Annotated in this window: 16 protein-coding genes, 1 pseudogene and 1 riboswitch; of the genes and pseudogenes, 7 read left to right on the top strand and 10 right to left on the bottom strand. The window is 69.6% G+C overall.

Translation table 11 applies throughout. From position 1 onward, the window contains the following. Positions 1–254 precede the first annotated feature (254 nt). The 3 genes from V5E28_RS01460 (at position 255) to V5E28_RS01470 (ending at position 6,868) form a co-directional block, all read left to right on the top strand. On the top strand, positions 255–1,652 hold the full coding sequence (locus V5E28_RS01460) for a glycoside hydrolase family 43 protein (protein ID WP_336204151.1): 1,398 nt from the start codon (positions 255–257) through the stop codon (positions 1,650–1,652). Further along, positions 1,649–4,894 carry a discoidin domain-containing protein gene (locus tag V5E28_RS01465; RefSeq protein WP_336204152.1) on the top strand — a complete coding sequence of 1,082 codons (3,246 nt, stop codon included), beginning with the start codon at positions 1,649–1,651 and terminating at the stop codon, positions 4,892–4,894. The genes V5E28_RS01460 and V5E28_RS01465 overlap by 4 nt, the downstream gene beginning before the upstream one ends. 63 nt (positions 4,895–4,957) lie before the next feature. Beyond that, entirely contained in the window at positions 4,958–6,868 is a 1,911-nt protein-coding gene (locus V5E28_RS01470; RefSeq protein ID WP_336204153.1) for an Ig domain-containing protein, read from the top strand. A gap of 25 nt (positions 6,869–6,893) precedes the next feature. On the opposite strand, the pseudogene V5E28_RS01475 reads toward V5E28_RS01470, so the two are convergent. Then, positions 6,894–7,070, bottom strand: a pseudogene (locus V5E28_RS01475) (SIP domain-containing protein); the annotation flags it as partial. A gap of 205 nt (positions 7,071–7,275) precedes the next feature. Beyond that, positions 7,276–7,905, bottom strand: coding sequence for a WD40/YVTN/BNR-like repeat-containing protein (locus tag V5E28_RS01480; protein ID WP_336204155.1), 630 nt, complete (start codon positions 7,903–7,905; stop codon positions 7,276–7,278). A gap of 149 nt (positions 7,906–8,054) precedes the next feature. Here V5E28_RS01480 and V5E28_RS01485 point away from each other — a divergent pair, with 149 nt between their 5' ends. After that, positions 8,055–8,360, top strand: coding sequence for a response regulator transcription factor (locus V5E28_RS01485; RefSeq protein WP_336204157.1), 306 nt, complete (start codon positions 8,055–8,057; stop codon positions 8,358–8,360). Positions 8,361–8,388: 28 nt separating this feature from the next. On the opposite strand, the gene V5E28_RS01490 is transcribed toward V5E28_RS01485, so the two are convergent. The 3 genes from V5E28_RS01490 to V5E28_RS01500 all read right to left on the bottom strand — a co-directional run bounded on the left by V5E28_RS01490 (position 8,389) and on the right by V5E28_RS01500 (position 11,031). Beyond that, positions 8,389–9,279 carry an amidohydrolase family protein gene (locus V5E28_RS01490; protein WP_442945747.1) on the bottom strand — a complete coding sequence of 297 codons (891 nt, stop codon included), beginning with the start codon at positions 9,277–9,279 and terminating at the stop codon, positions 8,389–8,391. A gap of 66 nt (positions 9,280–9,345) precedes the next feature. Beyond that, on the bottom strand, positions 9,346–10,272 hold the full coding sequence (locus V5E28_RS01495; RefSeq protein ID WP_336204159.1) for a D-alanyl-D-alanine carboxypeptidase family protein: 927 nt from the start codon (positions 10,270–10,272) through the stop codon (positions 9,346–9,348). An 11-nt stretch (positions 10,273–10,283) separates the two neighbouring features. Further along, positions 10,284–10,420, bottom strand: a riboswitch (cyclic di-AMP (ydaO/yuaA leader). A gap of 128 nt (positions 10,421–10,548) precedes the next feature. Further along, the gene (locus V5E28_RS01500) at positions 10,549–11,031 is read right to left on the bottom strand and encodes a DUF4396 domain-containing protein (RefSeq protein ID WP_336204161.1); all 483 of its coding nucleotides are present in this window, start codon (positions 11,029–11,031) and stop codon (positions 10,549–10,551) included. Between the two features lie 100 nt (positions 11,032–11,131). Here V5E28_RS01500 and V5E28_RS01505 point away from each other — a divergent pair, with 100 nt between their 5' ends. Both V5E28_RS01505 and V5E28_RS01510 read left to right on the top strand, forming a co-directional pair. Next, a complete protein-coding gene (locus V5E28_RS01505) occupies positions 11,132–11,767 on the top strand; it encodes a TetR/AcrR family transcriptional regulator (protein WP_336204163.1) in 636 nt (211 codons plus the stop codon). 1 nt (position 11,768) lies between these two features. Beyond that, positions 11,769–13,040: a cytochrome P450 gene (locus tag V5E28_RS01510; protein WP_336204165.1), complete on the top strand. Its 1,272-nt coding sequence runs from the start codon at positions 11,769–11,771 to the stop codon at positions 13,038–13,040. 370 nt (positions 13,041–13,410) lie between these two features. Here the strand turns inward: V5E28_RS01510 and V5E28_RS01515 are convergent, their stop codons facing one another. Genes V5E28_RS01515 through V5E28_RS01535 form a run of 5 tightly spaced genes read right to left on the bottom strand, consistent with a single transcriptional unit; the run spans position 13,411 to position 18,010 of the window. Beyond that, positions 13,411–13,932, bottom strand: coding sequence for an NADPH-dependent FMN reductase (locus V5E28_RS01515; protein WP_336204166.1), 522 nt, complete (start codon positions 13,930–13,932; stop codon positions 13,411–13,413). After that, entirely contained in the window at positions 13,929–15,317 is a 1,389-nt protein-coding gene (locus V5E28_RS01520) for an LLM class flavin-dependent oxidoreductase (protein WP_336204167.1), read from the bottom strand. The genes V5E28_RS01515 and V5E28_RS01520 overlap by 4 nt, the downstream gene beginning before the upstream one ends. Beyond that, positions 15,314–16,201, bottom strand: coding sequence for an ABC transporter permease (locus V5E28_RS01525; protein WP_336204169.1), 888 nt, complete (start codon positions 16,199–16,201; stop codon positions 15,314–15,316). Before V5E28_RS01525 ends, V5E28_RS01520 begins: the two co-directional genes overlap by 4 nt. Beyond that, entirely contained in the window at positions 16,194–17,003 is an 810-nt protein-coding gene (locus tag V5E28_RS01530) for an ABC transporter ATP-binding protein (RefSeq protein WP_336204171.1), read from the bottom strand. The genes V5E28_RS01525 and V5E28_RS01530 overlap by 8 nt, the downstream gene beginning before the upstream one ends. Beyond that, positions 17,000–18,010 (bottom strand): ABC transporter substrate-binding protein, encoded by a 1,011-nt coding sequence (locus tag V5E28_RS01535; RefSeq protein WP_336204173.1) that lies wholly within the window; start codon positions 18,008–18,010, stop codon positions 17,000–17,002. Before V5E28_RS01535 ends, V5E28_RS01530 begins: the two co-directional genes overlap by 4 nt. A gap of 399 nt (positions 18,011–18,409) precedes the next feature. Here V5E28_RS01535 and V5E28_RS01540 point away from each other — a divergent pair, with 399 nt between their 5' ends. After that, positions 18,410–18,865 (top strand): hypothetical protein, encoded by a 456-nt coding sequence (locus tag V5E28_RS01540; RefSeq protein WP_336204175.1) that lies wholly within the window; start codon positions 18,410–18,412, stop codon positions 18,863–18,865. Positions 18,866–18,914 lie beyond the last annotated feature (49 nt).

An 18,914-nucleotide genomic window follows, 5' to 3' on the forward strand; every position in this document is an offset into this window, starting at 1 on the left:
CAATGTTATAGATCGTGCGGTGAGCTCATTTGCGCCGATCATTCCCCTACGCTGCCACGTTGCGTGGTCAAGGGACTCTTGACAGAGCTCAACACCTGAGTTTTGCTTCCGAAAACCTTTTAGATCTGCCTTACGCCGCGAGCCGACACCTGGGCGCCCCAGCCGGCGATCGACAGAAGAGACACAGCACTAGAAATCGGTCAAAACCATCTCCCGCCCGGAGATGTTAGCGCTAACAGAATCAGGGAGCCCTCATGAAGAAACGGTGGTTATCGGCCGTAGCCGCGGCCCTCATGCTCCTCCTCAGCAGCGCCCGGCCCGCACTCGCGGGGCCGCCGATCACTACCGCGATCTACACGGCCGACCCGGCCGCGCTGGTCGCAGGTGACACCCTCTACCTGTACACCGGCCATGACGAGGCCCCGCCCGGCGGCACCAACTTCGTCATGCGCGACTGGCACGTCTTCACCTCATCCGACGCCACCACCTTCACCGACCAGGGCGCCAGGCTCTCCCTGTCCAACTTCTCCTGGGCGGGCGCCGACGCCTGGGCCGGCGAGGTCGAGCGCGGCGCCGACGGGCGCTACTACTGGTACGTCCCCGTCAACGGCAACGGCGCCGGCTGGATGGACATCGGCGTGGCCGTCGGCAACAGCCCGCTCGGCCCGTTCACCGACGCCAAGGGCGGCCCGCTGATCAGCGACAGCACCCCCGGCAGCTCGCCGCTCAACATCGATCCGACCGTCTTCACCGATGACGACGGCCAGGTCTACATGTACTGGGGCTCCTACTACGGCCTGCGCGCCGTCAGGCTCAACGCCGGCATGACCTCGACCGTCGGCTCGGTGATCACCCCGAGCGGCGTGACGAACTTCTGGGAGGCCCCCTGGATGTTCAAGCGCGCCGGGGTCTACTACCTCGCCTACGCGGCCAACGACTCGGCCTGCTCCGCGCCCGGATACGCGTGCATCCGCTATGCCACGGCGAGCAACCCGCTGGGCCCGTGGACCCACCGCGGGGTCGTCCTCGACCAGGTCACCTCGACCACCAACCACCCGGCGATCGTCGAGTTCAAGGGGCAGTGGTACATGGTCTACCACAACGCGAACAGCCCCGGCGGGGGCAACTTCCGCCGCTCGGTCACCGTCGACAAGCTCTACTTCAACGCCGACGGCACGATGCAGAAGGTCGTGCAGACCGGCGGCAGCGGCGGCGGCCAGCCACCGGCCGGCACGAACCACGCCACCAGCGCCACCGCCTCGACGTCGTACGTCTCCCCGTGGGAGACCCTCGCCGCCGTCAACGACGGGTACGTGCCCACCAGCTCCGCCGACCACAGCCACGGCGCCTACGGCAACTGGGACCACCGGGGCACCGAGTGGCTCGAATACCGCTGGCCCACGGCCAGGAGCGTCTCCAGGGTCGCCACCTACTGGTTCGACGACGACCTGGGCATCGACCTGCCGGCCTCCTGCCAGCTCCAGTACTGGAACGGCACCGCGTACGTGAACCTGCCGGGCGGGTGCGGCGTGGCCGCGCACACGTACAACGTCTCGACGTTCCCCGCGGTCAGCACCACGCGCCTGCGGCTGAACATCACCTCCAAGCCCACCCACTCCACCGGCGTCCTCGAATGGATGGCACTGGCATGAGAAGAATCGTCATGGCCCTGCTGCTCGTCGCGGGCTTACTCGCCGCCGGCGCGCCGGCGCACGCGGACCAGACCATCGGCTTCCCGACCTTCAACGGCCCCGCCGTCCCGGCGCCGCCCGGGGCGTACACGACCGGCGACATGATGCGGGCCATCTACGACGCCGAGAGCTCCGGCACGGATTTCTGGATGGACCGGCTGCTGGCCCGTCCCGGCAACGACCCGGCGGGCACCTGGCTCATGTCGCGCGGCCGGGCGCTGTTCATGAAGACGCACACGCCGGGCACGCTCGGGTTCGCCGGGCAGGCCGCGTACTGGGAGAGCATCAGCAACAACAACGCCTTCACCGTCGCCGTCACGCCCGGCACGTTCACCGAGCAGGTGAGCTCCCGCTGGCAGGCCCCCAGCCACTGGAAGAGCCGGCACACCAGCGGCTCGATCACCGTCAACCAGACGAAGTTCATCACCGACAACAACGTGGCCGTGGCCAACCTGGCCATCACCAACGGCGGCTCCGGCTCGACGACGCTGCAGGTGCGCGCCACCTCGCCCTACGCCGCATCGGGCAGCGGCAGCGAGCTGACCGGTCAGGTCAACGCCTACAACAATCTGACCACGCTCTACCCGAGGCTCACCTGCGACGGCTGCACGGTCTCCAGCGGCGGCCTCAATCGCTCGGTCACGATCGCCGCCGGCGCCACGGCGACGGTCAAGGTCGTCATGGGCTTCGTCACCAATGAGATCCCGGCCTCCCGCACGGAGTACGACGCCTACGCCGGCTACTCGGCCGCTACCGCGTTCGCCACCCACGTGCGCGCGTACAACCGCTGGTGGGCCGAGAACGTCCCCTACATCGACGTGCCCGAGCCGGCCATCAAGAAGAACATCTACTACCGCTGGTGGCTGATGCGCTTCAATCACCTGGACGCGGACATCCCCGGGCAGACGTTCCAGTTCCCCACCTCGACCGAGGGCGTCCTGGGCTACAACAACGCGATCGCGCTGACCCAGCCCATGCACATCGACGACCTCAAGTACCTGCGTGACCCGATCTACGCCTACGGCGACTGGCTGAGCGTCGGCCAGACCTCCAAGAACGGCCGCTTCCTCGACAATCCCGGCGACCCGGAGAACTGGTCCAACAGCTACACCCAGTACATCGCCGAGGCCGCCTGGAAGAGCTACCAGTTGCACGGCGGCCAGCCGGCCATCGCCGGCAACCTGGCCCGCTACGCCGAGCAGGACGTCAAGGGCCAGCTCGCGTACTACGACACCGACAACAACAAGCTCATCGAGTACGACTGGGGCGCCCTGACCGGCAACGACGCCGACGCCGTCTCCTTCCACTGGAAGAACGGCCGGATGGACCGGGCCGAGGCCGCCTACCAGTACAGCGGCGCGCTCGCCGCCGCCCAGGCCTACGAGGCGATCGGCAACACGGCCAAGGCCACCGAGATGCGCACGCTCGCCACCCAGATCCAGAACGCGATCGTCGGCGTGCTGTGGAACCCGGGCCGCCAGCTCTTCGAGCACCGCCTCAAGTCCACGAACGAATGGGTGCCGTGGAAGGAGATCAACAACTACTACCCGTTCGCGGTCGGCGCGATCCCGAACACGGCCGCCTACCGGCAGGCCCTGCGCCTCTACGACGACCCGGCGCACTACCCGATCTTCCCCTTCTACACCGCCAACCAGGTGGACAAGGCGGCCGCGGCAGCCGCCGGCAACCCCGGCTCCAACAACTTCTCGACCATCAACTCCACCGTCCAGTTCCGGCTCTACTCCAAGGTGCTGCGCGACTACCCGAACGAGTGGATGAGCGCGACCGACTACAAGAAGCTGCTCTACTGGAACGTCTGGGCGCAGTACGTCGGCGGCAACACGCAGTGGCCGGACGCCAACGAGTTCTGGGCCGACTGGAACGGCTCCTCGATCGCCTACCGCTCCTGGATCCACCACAACATCCTGGGCAGCGGCAACTGGACCGTCATCGAGGACGTCGCCGGGCTGCGGCCGCGCAACGACGCCAAGGTGGAGCTCTCCCCCATCGGCATCGGCTGGACCCACTTCACCGTCAACAACCTGCGCTACCGCAACGCCGACCTGACCATCGTCTGGGACGACCCGGCCGACGGCGTGGTGCGCTACCCCGGCGTGCCCGAGGGCTACTCGATCTACGTCAACGGCAGCCGGGCGGCCACGGTGTCGTCGCTGGTGCCGTTCACCTGGGACCCGGCCACCGGCGCCGTCACCACCACCGGCACGGTCACCCACCACGTGGCCGTCTCAGGCCTGCAGGCACCGGCCCAGGTGAGCCACACCGGCGCCCGCATGGTCGACATGCTCGCCAAGGCAGGCGTCGATCTGACCGCCGGCCTCGCCAACCTCGCCACCGGCGCCACCGCCACGGCCTCCACGACGGCCTCCGGCAGCAACACCGCGGGCGCCGTCGACGGGTTCCCGATCAACGAGCCGTTCTGGGGCGGCACCACCGCGGGTCAGGACTGGTACGAGCTGAACCTCGGCTCGGCCCGCACGCTGAACGAGGTGCGGCTCTACTTCAAGGACAGCCGCCCGGCGAGCGGCACCTACCGGGCGCCGGCCTCGTACGACATCCAGTACCACAACGGCAGCGCGTGGGTCAGCGCGCCGAGCCAGGCCAAGTCGCCGGCGACGCCGCGGGCCAACTACAACGTGGTGCGGTTCCCGGCCGTCACCGCGCAGCGCGTGCGCGTGCTGGCCACGGCCGCCTCCGGCGCCAGGACCGGGCTCACCGAAATCAAGATCCACAACCGGGGCGGGGTCCAGCCGCCCGCCAACCTGGCGCAGTCGGCCACGCCGTCGGCGTCGTACACCTCAGCCTGGGAGAGCGTGGCCGCCGTCAACGACGGGATCGACCCGACGTCGTCGAACGACACCGCCAACCCGCGCTGGGGCTGCTGGCCGGAGACCGGCCAGCAGTGGATGGATCTGACCTGGTCCTCGGCCCGCACCGTGAACCGGGCCGAGGTGTACTTCTTCGACGACGACCAGGGCATCGACATGCCGGCGTCGTGGAGGCTGCAGTACTGGAACGGCAGCGCGTACGTGGACGTGCCCGGCGCGAGCGCGTACACGCTGACCAAGAACGCCTACAACACCGTCACTTTCACCGCCACCAGCACCACCCGGTTGCGGGTGCTGCTGACCGGCACCGGCACCAGTTCCGTCGGCCTCCTGGAGGTCAAGGCCTACGGAACCTGACGCGCTGGAGGGGCGTGCCCGCTCGGGCACGCCCCCGTCTTCGACGAGAGAAAGGTGCTGTACGTGAAACGACTCGCCATCGCGGCCGTCATGCTGATCTCCTTGTGCGTCATCGTCCGGCCGGCGCATGCCGCGCTTCCGGCGCAGGTCATCGACATGTTCGGCCGGAACGTCAACGGCTACGGCGTCAAGCTGGTGGACTGGCAGGGCTACCTCGCCAATCCGTACGCCGAGCTCACCGTCAGGCCCCCGGCGGACGCGCGCTATCCCGTGACCATCGACCTCAAGGCCGAGGGCACGTCCCGCCTGATGATGGACCTGCCCAGCCGGCTCACCGCCACCGGCGCGACGAAGACGCTGACCTTCGCCAACGCCGCCGAGCAGAAGGTCTTCCGCCTGGCCATTCATTCCAAACGCGGTCCGGGCGTGGACGAGCTCCACACCCTGAGGATGACCGTCCGGGAGTCGACCGGCGCCACGACCGAGCAGTCCATGCCCATCAGGGTCCAGCAGGACGAACGGACCGCTCTCCAGCCGGCCGTTCCGGTCACCTTCGACTACCGCCACGACAACATCACCGGCTACTTCACCGACCCGGCCTTCAGGACCACGGCGGAAGAGGCGGTCAAGGACTGGTTCAGGTTCTTCGACCTCCAGCCCTTCGACACCGTGGCGGCCGGCGCGGAGACGAACCACCTCCCCGGCAACGACTGGCAGAACACCATCTCGGTCACCAACAACACCGCGTACAACGGCATGTACGTGTTCTTCAGAGGCATTCAGACGCCCTATTCCACCGGTTATCCCGCGGCGAACGGCAGATACCACACCCGAAACGGCCAGCAGGTCGCGGGCCCGCTCCACCGGTCCACCTCGATGATCTTCGAATACGACGAGGCGGGAAAGCAGCTCTTCACCTCTCTGGCCGACGAGGACTGGTACAGGACGGAGATCCAGGGCTCCGTTCTCGACGTGCACGGGCTGGTCATGCACGAGTACGGTCATGCCGTCGCCTACCACTCCGACTGGGCCGGAATGCGCAACTACGTGGCCAACGGCGGCAACGACCCCGACGTCATCGCCTACCAGGGCTACCCCGTTCCCCTCGACACCGGTGGCTACCACATTCCCGGCGACCAGCGCTCCTGGGACCGCATCAGCGGGCAGAGCGGCGGCTGGAACCACATGTTCCCGACCCGCAGATGGATGCTCACGAAGCTCGCCCTGCTGGTGGCCGAGAACGCGGGATGGACGCTGAACCGCAACCTGACGCCGTTCCTCAGGCCGTCCATCACCACCACCTCCCTGCCCCAGGCGGCGCCGGGCGTCGCCTACCAGCAGACGCTGGCGGCCAGGGGCGGAGTCCCCTTCTACGACTGGAGGGTGACATCGGGCTCGCTGCCCGGCGGACTCAGCCTCGATCGCTTCACCGGCGCGATCACCGGCACGCCCACCACGGCCGGCACCTTCGGCTTCACCGTCGAGCTGAGGGACTACGACAGGCTGAGCACCCCGGTCACCAGGACCTTCCAGCTCTCCGTAGGGGGCGTCCCGAGCACCAACCTGGCCACGGCCGCGACCCCTTCCGCGTCCTACACCTCGCCGTGGGAGTCCGTGGCCGCGGTGAACGACGGCATCGACCCGCCCGGCTCCAACGACACCACCAACCCCCGATGGGGCACCTGGCCCCAGACCGGTTCGCAGTGGGCGCAGCTGACCTGGCCGGCCGCCCAGCGGATCAGCTCGGCCGAGGTCTACTTCTTCGATGACAACGGCGGGGTGCGCGTACCGGCGTCATGGAAGTTGCAGTACTGGAACGGCACCGCCTACGTGGACATCCCCGGCAGCTATCCGACCGCGGTCAACACCTACAACCGTGTCTCGTTCGCCGGCGTGGACACGACCAGGCTGCGAGCCGTGTTGCAGAGCGGCCAGGGATCGGTCGGGCTGCTGGAAGTGAAGGCCTACGCGTGACCGTCTCCGTGGCCGCGCACGCGGTTCACACCGCTTCCTGCTCCGCCTCGACCTGGCGGCTCCAGTCGCGATTGGTGACCTGCCAGCGGTCCTCGTCCTCACCCGCTCGCCAGTAACCCGAGATGGACAGGCGCTCCGGCGGCACGCCGTGCTCGACGCGCAGCAGCCGCCGGAGCTCCTTGACGAAGCCCGCCTCGCCGTGACCCGGCTGGGACGCTTCGACACCACGTACATCCCCTCGCCCATCCCGCACCTGTTCCGCAATGTCGGGCGGACTCCGCTGCGGATCCTGTGGGTCTACACCTCGGGCACGGTGACGCGCACGTTCACCGAGACGGGCGTCACCGTGGAGCACCTCTCCCCCGGCCGACCAGATGGGCCGCGGCTGACCACGCTCCCTGGCGTGGCTACACCTCCTCGGCCACCCCCACGTACATGACCCGGGGCGCCGAGGGGTTGAAGGCGATGGCGGTGACCCGGTCGTAGGAGTTGTGCCTCGTGGTGACCCGGTCGCGACGGGAGTCGTAGGTGTAGATGTTTGTGCCGATCCCCGACCACCCGGTTCCCCACACGAAATACAGCACGCCGGGGTCCGTCGGGTGCGCGGCGAGCAGCGGCCCGTTGGGCAGGGTGATGTCGCCGCCCTGGTCGACCACGGGGGTGAAGCGCCGGCCCCCGTCGTGCGACCTGTAGAGGTGCCAGCCGCCGGACGGCACGCCCGCCTCCAGCTCCGCGAGGTCGAGCCCCATCGCGTACACGACGTTCGGCGCGGCCGGGGAGATCACGGCACTGAACACGTTGGTCCTGCCGCCGCTCGCGCTCAGTCCGGTGGCGGCGGCCCATGTGCGCCCGCCGTCGAAGGTGACGCGAGCGCCGGTGTCCGACCCTCCGAGCACCACGTGGTCCAGGTCGTACGGGTCGAAGACCGCGGTGTAGATCATGAGGGTCTCGCTCTGCGGCCAGGCGGGCACGCCGACGGGCCGCCACGTGCGCCCGCCGTCGCGCGAGTCGTACAGTTGCCCGGCGCCGTCGGCCACCCGCAGGTGGTCGCCGTGACGCCGGTCCGTGCCCAGCCCGCGCAGCTCACCCGCGGGTGAGGTGAGCGGCGTGGCGCGGGTCGTGCAGGGGGACCGCGATCCTGCCGCTGAGTACCGATGCGGCGGCGCACGCGGACAGCGCGGTCATTGTGCACTCCTCGTCTCTGCTCGACGCGCTGGTCTCGCTCTTCGAGGTGCTGTGGCGATCGGCGCTGCCGCTGCCTGCCGCCCCCTCCTCCGGCCAGGCGGATCTGCCGGATCCGGAGCTGTTCACGCTGCTGGCGGCCGGGCTCAAGGACGAGGCCGTCGCGCGCCAGCTCGGGGTGAGCCTGCGTACGGTGCACCGGCGGGTCAGCGAGCTGATGGACAGGCTCGGCGCGCGCACCCGCTTCCAGGCCGGCCTGCTCGCCGCCCGTCGCGGCTGGTGGGGCACGGGCGGCTCGGACGACCTGTGAGCCGGCCCGTCCGTGTTCCGAGGGCGTATCAGAGCCGGAGCAGCCGGGCCGCGTTCTCCTTCATGATCAGCGGGCGGACCTCGTCCTTGAGATCGAGGTCGGCGAAGGCGGCCATCCATCGGTCCGGGCTGAGCACGGGGAAGTCGGAACCGAACAGCACCTTGTGCCTGAGCAGGGAGCCCGCCTGGCGCACGAGCTGGGGCGGGAAATACTTCGGGGACCAGCCGCTGAGGTCGATGTAGACGTTGGACTTGTGGGTCGCGATGGAGATCGCCGAGTCGACCCAGGGCACGGAGGGATGCGCCATGACGATGTCAAGTCCGGGGAAGTCGGCGGCGACGTCGTCCAGCAGCATCGGGTCCGAATAGCGGAGCTTGATGCCACGCCCTCCCGGCAGCCCGCCGCCGATCCCGGTCTGGCCGGTGTGGAACAGCGCGATGACGCCCAGCTCCTCCAGCGCCGCGTACAACGGGTAGTGGGCCTGATCGTTCGGTTCGAACGCCTGGAGGCTGGGGTGGAACTTGAAGCCGCGGACCCCGTACTCCTCGGCGAGCCGCCGGGCCTGACCGACGGCGGCGGGGCCGCGTAGGGGGTCGACGGATCCGAAGGGGATGAGCACGTCGGCGTGCCCGGCTGCGCGTTCGGCGATCTCCTCGCTGGACAGCGCGGGGTGGTTCATGCCGGTCGAGGCGTCCACGGTGAAGACCACGGCGGCCAGCCGCCGCTCGCGGTAGTAGGCCGCCACCTCGTCGACGGTGGGGGTGCGGTCGTCGTCCGACCGGAAGTACTTCGCCGACGCCGCCAGCAGCTCGTCGTCCAGCGCGAAGTGCCGGCGGTCATGGTCGGTCTCGATGTGGGTGTGCATGTCGATCGCGATGACCCGGTCCAGATCGATGGCCGGCTCGTAGCGGATGGTCATGCTTGCCCATGCTCCCCGATGGGGACGCGCAGCAGAAGGACCGCGCCGAAGGGGACCGCGCCGCCGTCAGCGCTGCCTGCTGGCCGCCGCCCAGTCGAGGAGCGCCTGAGCGCTCTCGAAGCGGCGGCTGGAGCTCGTCTCCCCGAGGATGACGCCGACCAGCCGGTCGCCGTCACGGTCGGCGGCGAAGGCGAGGGTGTAGCCGGCGGCGCGGGTGTGGCCGGTCTTCACGCCGATGGCGCCCTCCGTGCCGAGCAGGCGGTTGGTGTTCTGCCACGAGTAGGCGCGGTGCTCCGCCGTCTGGGGGACGGAGTGGTAGCGGGTGGAGGTGATCTTCTTGATCGTGGCGTCGTCCAGCGCCGCCTGGGCGAGCCGCACCTGGTCGCGCGCGGTGGAGTAGCCGCCGCCGTAGGTGGGCATCCCGTCGGCGTTGACGTACAGCGTGTCCTTCATGCCGAGCTCGCGCGCGGTGGCGTTCATCTTGTCGACGAACGTGTCGACTCCCGGGCCGTACGTGCGGGCGAGCGCGTGGGCGGCGTCCGCGCCCGACGGCAGCATCAGGGCGTACAGCAGGTCCTTGACGGTGAGCCGGTCCCCGGCACGCAGGTAGGCGATCGAGGCGCCGCCCTTGGAGGCGTAGCGCACATCCGCCGGCGTGACCTCGACCTCGTCCGTCGGCTTGGCCTGCTTCAGCACGGTGTAGGCGGTCATCACCTTGGTGATGCTGGCCACCGGCCTGCGGAGGTCTGCCTGCTTGCTGAACTGGACCTGGCCGGTCGTGGCGTCGACCAGGTAGGCGGCGGGGGCGCGCACCGCCGGGGCGCTCACGGCGGACGGGACGGCGGACGGGACGGCGGGCGAGACGGCGGGCGAGACGGCGGGCACGGACTGGGGGGCGGCCTGTGCGGCGCCGGTGCCGGCGGTCACGGCGCCCGCGGCGAGGGCGGCGCCGACCAAGGCGTGACTCAGGCGGTTGGCGAGGTGCTTGGGCATGAAGGGCTTGCTCCTTGCTTCCATGCCGCCTACCGGGTTAGCTGACGGGTTCGGGCTGGAAAGTGCCCTACGGGCGCGGCGGCGTCCGATTCACCCCAAGAGATTGGGTCCCCGGCTCCGCGAGATGCGGACTAGGCGGCCGCGCGCCGGTCTGCGAGGAGACCTCGGCAGACGCGCGGTCCGGGCAATGAAAAGGCAACGAATGTGTAGACGGTTCGCTGCAGAATGCCCCAAAGATACCAAAACGGGATAAAGAGTGCAAACAGGACAGCAGGCTCAGTGATGGTAGGCGTGGATGACGGCGTGCCCCTTGCCCCTGCCCATGATCCACTTGTTGACCGGGGCGGTGACCAGGAAGGCCACCAGCAGGGAGAAGGCCAGCGCACCCCAGAACAGGGCCGAGGCGAGCCCCGCGTCCATGGCCCCGGGCACGACCAGCATCACGCCGTTGTCCACGATCTCCATCACGAGGATCGACACCGTGTCCGCGGCCAGCGCCAGCCTGATGGCGCGGCGCCAGTCCACCCCGGCCCGCCGCAGCGGGATCAGGGTGAGCAGATAGCCGAAGAAGAACGCCAGCACGACGGCCAGGGCGATGGACGGCACGGTGGCCCACCCCAGGGCCGTGGCGATCACCAGGCCGAGCACCTCCCCGATGGCGCATCCGGTGAGGCAGTGCAGCGTCGCCGAGGCGGCCATGCCCCAGGTCGCCTTCCCCGGCGCATGGTGCTCGCCGTGGCCGCCGTGGTGCTCGGACATCTCCCGCTCCTCCTGTTCGACAGACCCAATATACCCATGCAGGGTATCCGAGGCGAAGAACGCTCTTGACGAATCAAATGAACAATCTTTTAATTCGCATATGGGGCGAATCGCAGGCGTCACCGCCGCCGAGACTCGTGAGCGGCTGCTGCGCGCGGCCGCCGACGCCTTCGCCGCACGCGGCTACGACGGCACGCGCGTCGCCGACATCGCCTCGGCCGCGGGCGTGAGCAACGGCGCGCTCTATTCGCACTTCGGCTCGAAGGCGGACCTGCTCGTGGCCGCGCTGCGCACGCACGGCCGGCGGCTGCTCGCCGACCTGTTCGCCACCGACCACGACCAGCCGATCACAGATCTGCTGCTGTTCATCGGCCGCCGGCTCCCCCGCCGCCGCGATCCCTGTGGCTACCTCATCGTCGAGGCGCTGGTCGCCGCCCGGCGCGACGAGGACGTCGCCGGGCCGATGCGCGACTACGTCGGTGAGCGCGCCGACTGGATCGCCGAGGTCGTGCGGCTCGGCCAGGCCGACGGCGAGCTCGACCCGGCGGTGTCCCCGAACGCGCTCGTCCACTTCTGCCTCCTGCTCGCCATGGGCAGCGCTCTGGTCACCCCCGACCTGCACGCGGTCGACGACGGGGAGTGGTCGGCGCTGCTCACCCGCCTGGTCACCGGCCTCGCTCCCGCCGACATCGACGCACAGAGGAAAGCACCGATCAACATCCCCAAGGAGGCGTGACATGGCCGTCGACGACCGCTTCACCGAGGACTTCCGGGAGTCGGAGGACGACCAGGCCCTCGGCACGCGCAGCGAGATCATCACCGGCCCGGTCTCGGACTGGGCCAGCGACTTCTCCCACCTCGAACCCGAGTGGGCCGCCGACCCCTACCGCATCCAGGACGACCTGCGGCAGCGCTGCCCGATCGCGCACACCGACCGGTTCGGCGGCGGGTGGTTACCGACCCTCTACGAGGACGTCGCGGCGATCGCCTACGACACCGAGCACTTCTCCTCGCGGTCGATCATCATGAGCAACTTCCGGCCGCCACGCGAGCTGGCGCCGGTGGGCGGCACCCCGCCGATCTCCTCCGACCCGCCGTTCCACCACGACGCGCGCAAGCTGCTGCTGCCCGCCTTCACCAAGAACGCGGTCGGCAGGCTGGAGCCGGCGACCCGAGCGCTGTGCCACTCGCTCATCGACGAGCTCGACGGGCGCGATGTCGTCGACGCCGCCCGCGACTACGCGCAGCACATCCCGGCGCGGGTCATCGCCGGCATGCTCGGCTTCCCGCCCGAGGACGGACCACGCTTCCGCACCTTCATCGAGAACGTGCTCGAAGGCGTCAACCTGCCGCCGGACGAGCGTGTGGCGCGGATGACGGAGCTGTTCGACTACCTGCTCGCGCAGATCCGCGACCACGTCGACAACCCGCGCGACGACCTCACGACCTACCTCGTCGACGCCGAGCTCTACGGCAACAAGCTGGCGCCGTCGCACGTGGCCGGCACGATGGCGCTGCTGCTCATCGCCGGCATCGACACGACCTGGAGCGCGATCGGCGCCTCGCTGTGGCACCTGGCGAAGACCCCGGGTGACCGCGAGCGCCTGGTCGCCGAGCCGGCGCTGCTGCCGACCGCGATGGAGGAGCTCCTGCGGGCGTACGCGCCGGTCACGATGGCGCGGCTGGTGAAGGAGGACATGCGCTGGCGCGGCGTCGAGATGAAGGCCGACGACTGGGTGCTGCTGTCGTTCCCGGCGGCCAACCGTGACTCGGCGCAGTTCGACCGGGCGGGCGAGGTGGTCATCGACCGCGAGGTCAACCGGCACGCCGCGTTCGGCCTCGGGATCCACCGCTGCGTGGGCTCGCACCTGGCTCGCATGGAGCTCCGGATCGCTCTTGAGGTGTGGCTTGAGCGGTTCCCGGTGTTCGGCCTGGCCGATCCGGCGGCGGTGACCTGGTCCACCGGCCAGGTCCGCGGCCCGCGCGCGCTTCCGCTCCGCATCGGCTGACAGACCATAAATACCTGTATTTCCTATTGTAATTGTGGGGAATTTTGCGGAAGATCTAAGCATGAAGAGCAGCGAGCTTCTGGTGGCTCGCCTCCACGTCGACCTGAGACGGCAGGCGAGCGCGCTCTGTGCCGGTGGTGCGGGTCCATCCCGAGACCGGCGAGCGGGCGCTGTTCGTCAACCCCGGCTTCACCGATCACCTCGTCGTCGCCTGACGGCCCCAGGCGAGCGGGCGGGGCCTCGGGAGGCCTCGCCCGCCTCACATCCGCGCGGCTCCGAGCTGGACCCGTTCCAGCAGTTCGCCCGCCTGGGCAGACGGCCCCAGGCGGGCGGACTCGGCGAGGTGACGTGCACCCGGGTCAGGGCTCCGCTACGAGGTCACCCCCGCCCCGAGAACCGAGGCCACCTGGGGAGCCACCCGGACGGCCCAGGCGGCCAGGACCTCCTCCAGGCGCGGGATCTGGGACTCGAGCACGGCCAGGCCGGGGGTGGGCACGGTGGCGCCCAGCTCCACCAGCAGGGGCCGCAGGTGCACCTCGACGGCCAGGGAGTGGGCCGGGTCCCCCATGACCAGCAGCGGCAGCGCCACCCTCCCGGCCAGCGCGTCAGGGCGCAGCCGGTCCAGGAACGCCTTGAGCAGGCCGGTGTAGGTGCCCTTGTACGTGGGGCTGGCCACCACCAGCACGCTCGCCTCGGTGACCAGCTCCAGCGCCACCTCCACGTCGGCCGACGGGGTGGGAGAGAGCACGTGCGGCCCGAGCGCCGACAGGTCGACGGCGTCGTACGGCCCCTCGTACCCGACCCGGCTACCGACGGCTTCGGCGGCCGCGACGGCGACGGCCCTGGTCCTGGAGCCCTCGCGCGGGTTGCCGACCAGCGTGACGATGCTCACTGGTGCACCATCCTTGTGTCGGTAGTCGAAAGACTGCTGATGCACCCGAGGTGCCGCCGGGCCACCTCCACCAGCTCGGCGCCGGCGTAGCGGGAGCCGGGCCTGGCCAGCCCGTAGTTCTCGCGCAGCGTGCGGCCCTCGTACTCGTGCCGGAACAGGCCCCTGACCTGCAGCTCCGGCACGACGTGGGCCACGAAGTCGGCCAGGCCGCCGGGCAGGATCGGCGGCATGATGTTGAAGCCGTCGGCGGCGCCGGTCTCGAACCACTCCTGGATCTCGTCGGCGATCCGCTCGGGGGTGCCGGCCACCACGCGGTGGCCGCGCCCTCCGGCCAGGCGGTTGAGCAACTGCCTGACGGTGAGGTTCTCGCGCCGGGCCAGGTCGACGACGAGCTTGCGGCGGCTCTGCGCGCCCTCGGTCTCGACCGGCACCTCGGGCAACGGCCGGTCCAGGTCGTCCTCGGTCAGCTCGATGCCGGTCATGTGGGAGAGCTGGGTGAGGCCGTACGCGGGGATGATGAGCTCTTCGAGCTCCTTCTCCAGGCGGAGCGCCTCCCGCTCGGTGGAGCCGATGATCGGTGAGATGCCCGGCAGCACGAGCAGCTCGCCGGGCTCGCGGCCGTAACGGGCCAGGCGGCGCTTGATGTCGGTGTAGAACTCCTGCCCCTCCTCCAGCGTCTGCTGGGCGGTGAAGACCGCCTCGGCGTAGCGGGCGGCGAACTCCTTGCCGTCCTCCGACGAGCCCGCCTGGACCAGCAGTGGGTGCCCCTGCGGCGATCGGGGCGCGTTCAGCGGGCCACGGACCGCGAAGTGCTCTCCCGCGTGCTCGACCGGGTGGATCTTGCGGGCGTCGGCGTAGTGGCCGAGCGCGCGGTCGCCCACGATCGCGTCGTCCTCCCAGCTGTCCCACAGCTTGCCCACGACCTCCAGGAACTCGGTGGCCCTGCGGTAGCGGGCTGCGTGCGCGGGCAGTTCGAGGCCGAAGTTGTGCGCTTCGGCCTCGCTGGCGGAGGTGACGATGTTCCAGCCGGCCCGGCCGCCGCTGATGTGGTCGAGCGAGGCGAACTTGCGGGCCACGTGGAACGGCTCGTTGTACGTGGTCGACACGGTGGCGATCAGGCCGATGTGGTCGGTCACGGCGGCCAGGGCGGACAGCAGGGTGAGCGGCTCCAGCCCGCCGAGCGCGTTGTGCCGGACGTCGCCGCGCAGGGCCACGCCGTCGGCGAGGAAGACCGAGTCGAGCTTGCCGAGCTCGGCGATCCTGGCGAGCTCCTGGTAGTGGCGGACGTCGGTGACGCGGGCGGGCTCGGTCAGGGGGTGCCGCCACGCGGCCTCGTGATGGCCGACCCCCATCAGGAAGGCATTGAGGTGAAGCTTCCTCGTCATGTGGTCCTCCAGGTGGAGAAGCGGCGTTCGACGCCGATCAGGAGCAGGTTGAACAGCAGGCCGAGCGCGGAGATCGTGATGATCCCGGCGTACATGTCGGGGATGCGGAAGTTGGACTGGGCGTCCAGGATGAGGTAGCCGAGGCCCGCCTTGGCGCCGACCATCTCGGCGAACAGCAGGACGAGGATCGAGTACGCGCCGGCCAGCCGCACACCGGTGAAGATCGCGGGGACGGACGCGGGCAGGATCACCTTCTGGAAGAGCCGGTACGGCTTGAGCCCCATGGACCTGGCCGACTTGATGAGCAGCGGCTCGACGGTCCTCACCCCGCTGATGGTGTTGAGCAGGATCGGCCAGGAGCACGCGTACAGCACGAACGTGACCTTCGTGGTCTCGCCGATGCCGAGGATCAGCGTGAACACCGGCAGCAGCGCCACCGCCGAGGTGTTGCGGAACACCTCCAGCAGCGGGGTGAGGGCGTCGGCCATCGGCCGGTACCAGCCGATCAGCAGGCCGAGCGGGATGGCCAGCAGGAGGGCCAGCGCGAACCCGGACAGTGAACGGACCAGGGACGCCTGGAGGTCCTCGGGCAGGCGGCCGCTGACCAGCAGGTCGGCGCCGGCGGCCAGGTTCTCCGACAGCGGCGGCACGAACACCGGGTCGACGACGCCGAGCCGGGGCAGCACCTCCCAGGCGGCCAGCAGCAGCAGGATCGCCGCGGATCTGGTGAACACGCGGCCGGCGGCTCTCAAACGCCTTCCGCGCGGCGCCGCGACCTCCTCGGGCTCCGGTTCGTCCTCCGGCAGGTCGTACCAGTGCACGTCGCCGGGCAGCTCGTCAGGCTCGCGGGTGGTGAGCATCGCGCCGCGTCGCTCGTCAGCCATGGCCGACCGCCACCTTCCGCTCCTGCTCCCGGGCCGCGGCGACCTCGTCGCGCAGCAGCGTCCACACGTGGTGGCGGTACTCGCCGAAGGCCGGGGCGGCCCGCAGGTCACCCTCGCGGGTGTCGAAGTCCACCTCGACGATCTCCTTGATCCGGCCGGGCCTGGAGGTCATCACCGCGACCCGCTGGCCGAGGTAGACGGCCTCGTCGATGCCGTGCGTGATGAAGACGACGGTCTTGCCGGTCTTCTCCCAGATGCGCAGCAGCTCCTCCTGCAGGGACTCGCGGGGCTGCGCGTCCAGCGCGGCGAACGGCTCGTCCATCAGCAGCACGTCCGGGTCGAACGCCAGGCTGCGGGCGATCGCCACCCGCTGGCGCATGCCGCCGGACAGCTCGTGCGGGTAGCGTTCCTCGAACCCGCCGAGGCCCACGAGGTCCAGGTGGTGCCGGGCCCGTTCGGCGCGCTCGGCCCGCGGCACGCCCTTGGCCTCCAGCCCGAACTCGACGTTGGCGCGGGCCGTGCGCCACGGGAACAGCGCGTACTGCTGGAAGACGACCCCCCGGTCGAGCCCCGGGCCGGAGACGGGCATCCCGTCGATGAGGATCTCGCCGCCGGACGGCTCGGTCAGCCCGCCGATCAGGTCGAGCAGCGTGGACTTGCCGCAGCCGCTCGGCCCCACCAGCGTGAGGAACTCCCCCTCGCGCACGTCGAGGTCGGTGCCGGCCAGCGCGGTGAACGGCTCGCGGGTGTCCCTGATCCGGAACTCCTTGCGCACGTTCCTGATATCGATCTTGACACTCATGACCCGCTCCCGCCGGCATAGGGGTTGTACTCGTTGGTGTAGAGATCGGCCGGCTTGACCTGGCCGGGCCGGATCTCGCCCTCGCGCTGGAGCCAGTCGATCCACGTCTGGAACTCCCGGTCGGCTATGACGCCGCCCTTGCCGGCGATGCCGGTGCTCTTCCAGTAACGGACCGTGTCCGCGCTCTCCTTGCGGCCGCGCTTGGCGATGATCTGCTCGAACCTGGCGACGACCTCCTCGCGGGGACGGGTCTGCGCCCACTCGATGGCCTTGCCGAGTGCGGCCACGAACGTCCTGGTCGTGGTGGGGTTGGCAGCGATGAAGTCCTCGCGCAGCACGATGGATCCGGCGGTGAACGGGCCGAGCAGCCCGATGTCGGTGAACAGCGGCCGCAGCCCGCCCCGCTCCAGGGCCTTGTCCTTGAGGACCCCGCCGAGCCCGGCGACGTCGAGTTGTCCCTGGCGCAGCGCCTGCTCGGTGCTGACCGGCGGGGTCACCACGAGCTGGACCTGCTCGATCTCCGCCGGGGTCAGCCCCTCCCGCTTCAGGTACTCCTTGATGACGGCCTCGTGGTGCGCGCCGAGGGTGTTGACGCCGATCTTCTTGCCGATGAGGTCGCGGGCCGTCCTGATCGGACTGCCCTCGCTCACGTAGTAGCCGATGAACGACTCCTCGTCGGAGCCGTAGTAGCCGATGACGGCCTTGATGGGGGCCTTGGCCGCCCTGAGCTTGATGATGGCGCCGTCGAACGCGCCGCCGAAGTCGGTCTGACCGGTCGCGGCCGACTGGATGTCCTGCGGCCCCGATGTGGTGTTGCCGAACCACTTCAGTTCGAGGTCGCCGAGGTAGCCGAGATCCTCGGCGAGCTCGGGGTAGGTGACGGCGCCGACGCTGCCCTGATAGCGCAGCTCCTTCACCTCTGTACCGGTGGATCCTTGGGCCGAGCCGCAACCGGCCGCGACGGCGGCCAGGAGCACGGCGAGAAGGACATGTCTGATCTTGATCACGAATGGGTCCTCTGGAGGAGGCATGGGGGCATGGGCTCCTTCGGCCACGCCAGGACGGAGAACTGCTCTGTTCGTGATCAGCGACACTGTGCGCTGGCGACGTGGCCGAAGTCCACGTGCGGGCGCCTGGTCAGGTAGAGGCCCTGGCTCATGTGATCGAACCTACGAGCCCGTGGAGACAAAGTCAATATTTCCTACTGGGTATACATGGAAATATCTCAGCGGGTGATGCGCAGAGCCCATTCGACGGATACGGACAGGCCGCACTTCTCAGCTGACATTCATCTTTCACAGAGATCGCTTTCACACCGCCCGGCGACCATGGGCGTCGCAGGCCCGTACATTCCGAGACGAAGTGGAAGCAGTGACGATGAATGTGACACTCGCGACGGTCACGCCATGAACGCGGTGTTCATGCGGCGCGCGCTGGCCGCACTGACGGCGGTCGGCATCCTCGGCGCCGCGTTCGAGCTCTTCGCCGAGCGGCACTGGCGCAGCCCGCAGCAGCTGATCCCGTGGGTCGCGCTCGCGCTGCTCGCCGTCGCCGTCCTTCTCCTGCTGCTCAGGGACTCCCCCGGGCTGATCACCGCGGTGCGGGTGATCGCGGTGGTGGTGCTGCTGGCGTCCGCCTTCGGGGTGTACGCGCACGTCTCGGCCAATGTCGCCATGGGCTCGCCCGACCCGGGCATCGCAGGGTACTGGCAGGCGTTGACCAAGACCGTGGGCAGCGCACCGCCGCTCGCGCCCGGCATGCTCGGCCAGTCGGCTCTCCTGCTGCTGCTCGCCACGTTGGCCGGGCCCGCGTCCGCCGCCGCGAGCTCACGGCACCGCCGCGTCCCCGCGGGAGCCGAGTAGCGCCGTGCGTGAACGTTTCATGCGACTCCGCAGGTCGGCAGGCGCGAGT

It is taken from the genome of Nonomuraea sp. LPB2021202275-12-8 (genome assembly GCF_037044575.1).
GTDB lineage: Bacteria > Actinomycetota > Actinomycetes > Streptosporangiales > Streptosporangiaceae > Nonomuraea.

Bases quoted from the DNA above. Each gene is read 5' to 3' on its own strand.
- V5E28_RS01460 (WP_336204151.1), top strand. From the start codon at position 255: ATGAAGAAACGGTGGTTATCGGCCGTAGCCGCGGCCCTCATGCTCCTC.
- V5E28_RS01465 (WP_336204152.1), top strand. From the start codon at position 1,649: ATGAGAAGAATCGTCATGGCCCTGCTGCTCGTCGCGGGCTTACTCGCC.
- V5E28_RS01490 (WP_442945747.1), bottom strand. From the start codon at position 9,279: ATGACCATCCGCTACGAGCCGGCCATCGATCTGGACCGGGTCATCGCG.
- V5E28_RS01495 (WP_336204159.1), bottom strand. From the start codon at position 10,272: ATGCCCAAGCACCTCGCCAACCGCCTGAGTCACGCCTTGGTCGGCGCC.
- V5E28_RS01500 (WP_336204161.1), bottom strand. From the start codon at position 11,031: ATGTCCGAGCACCACGGCGGCCACGGCGAGCACCATGCGCCGGGGAAG.
- V5E28_RS01505 (WP_336204163.1), top strand. From the start codon at position 11,132: ATGGGGCGAATCGCAGGCGTCACCGCCGCCGAGACTCGTGAGCGGCTG.
- V5E28_RS01510 (WP_336204165.1), top strand. From the start codon at position 11,769: ATGGCCGTCGACGACCGCTTCACCGAGGACTTCCGGGAGTCGGAGGAC.
- V5E28_RS01520 (WP_336204167.1), bottom strand. From the start codon at position 15,317: ATGACGAGGAAGCTTCACCTCAATGCCTTCCTGATGGGGGTCGGCCAT.
- V5E28_RS01525 (WP_336204169.1), bottom strand. From the start codon at position 16,201: ATGGCTGACGAGCGACGCGGCGCGATGCTCACCACCCGCGAGCCTGAC.
- V5E28_RS01530 (WP_336204171.1), bottom strand. From the start codon at position 17,003: ATGAGTGTCAAGATCGATATCAGGAACGTGCGCAAGGAGTTCCGGATC.
- V5E28_RS01540 (WP_336204175.1), top strand. From the start codon at position 18,410: ATGAACGCGGTGTTCATGCGGCGCGCGCTGGCCGCACTGACGGCGGTC.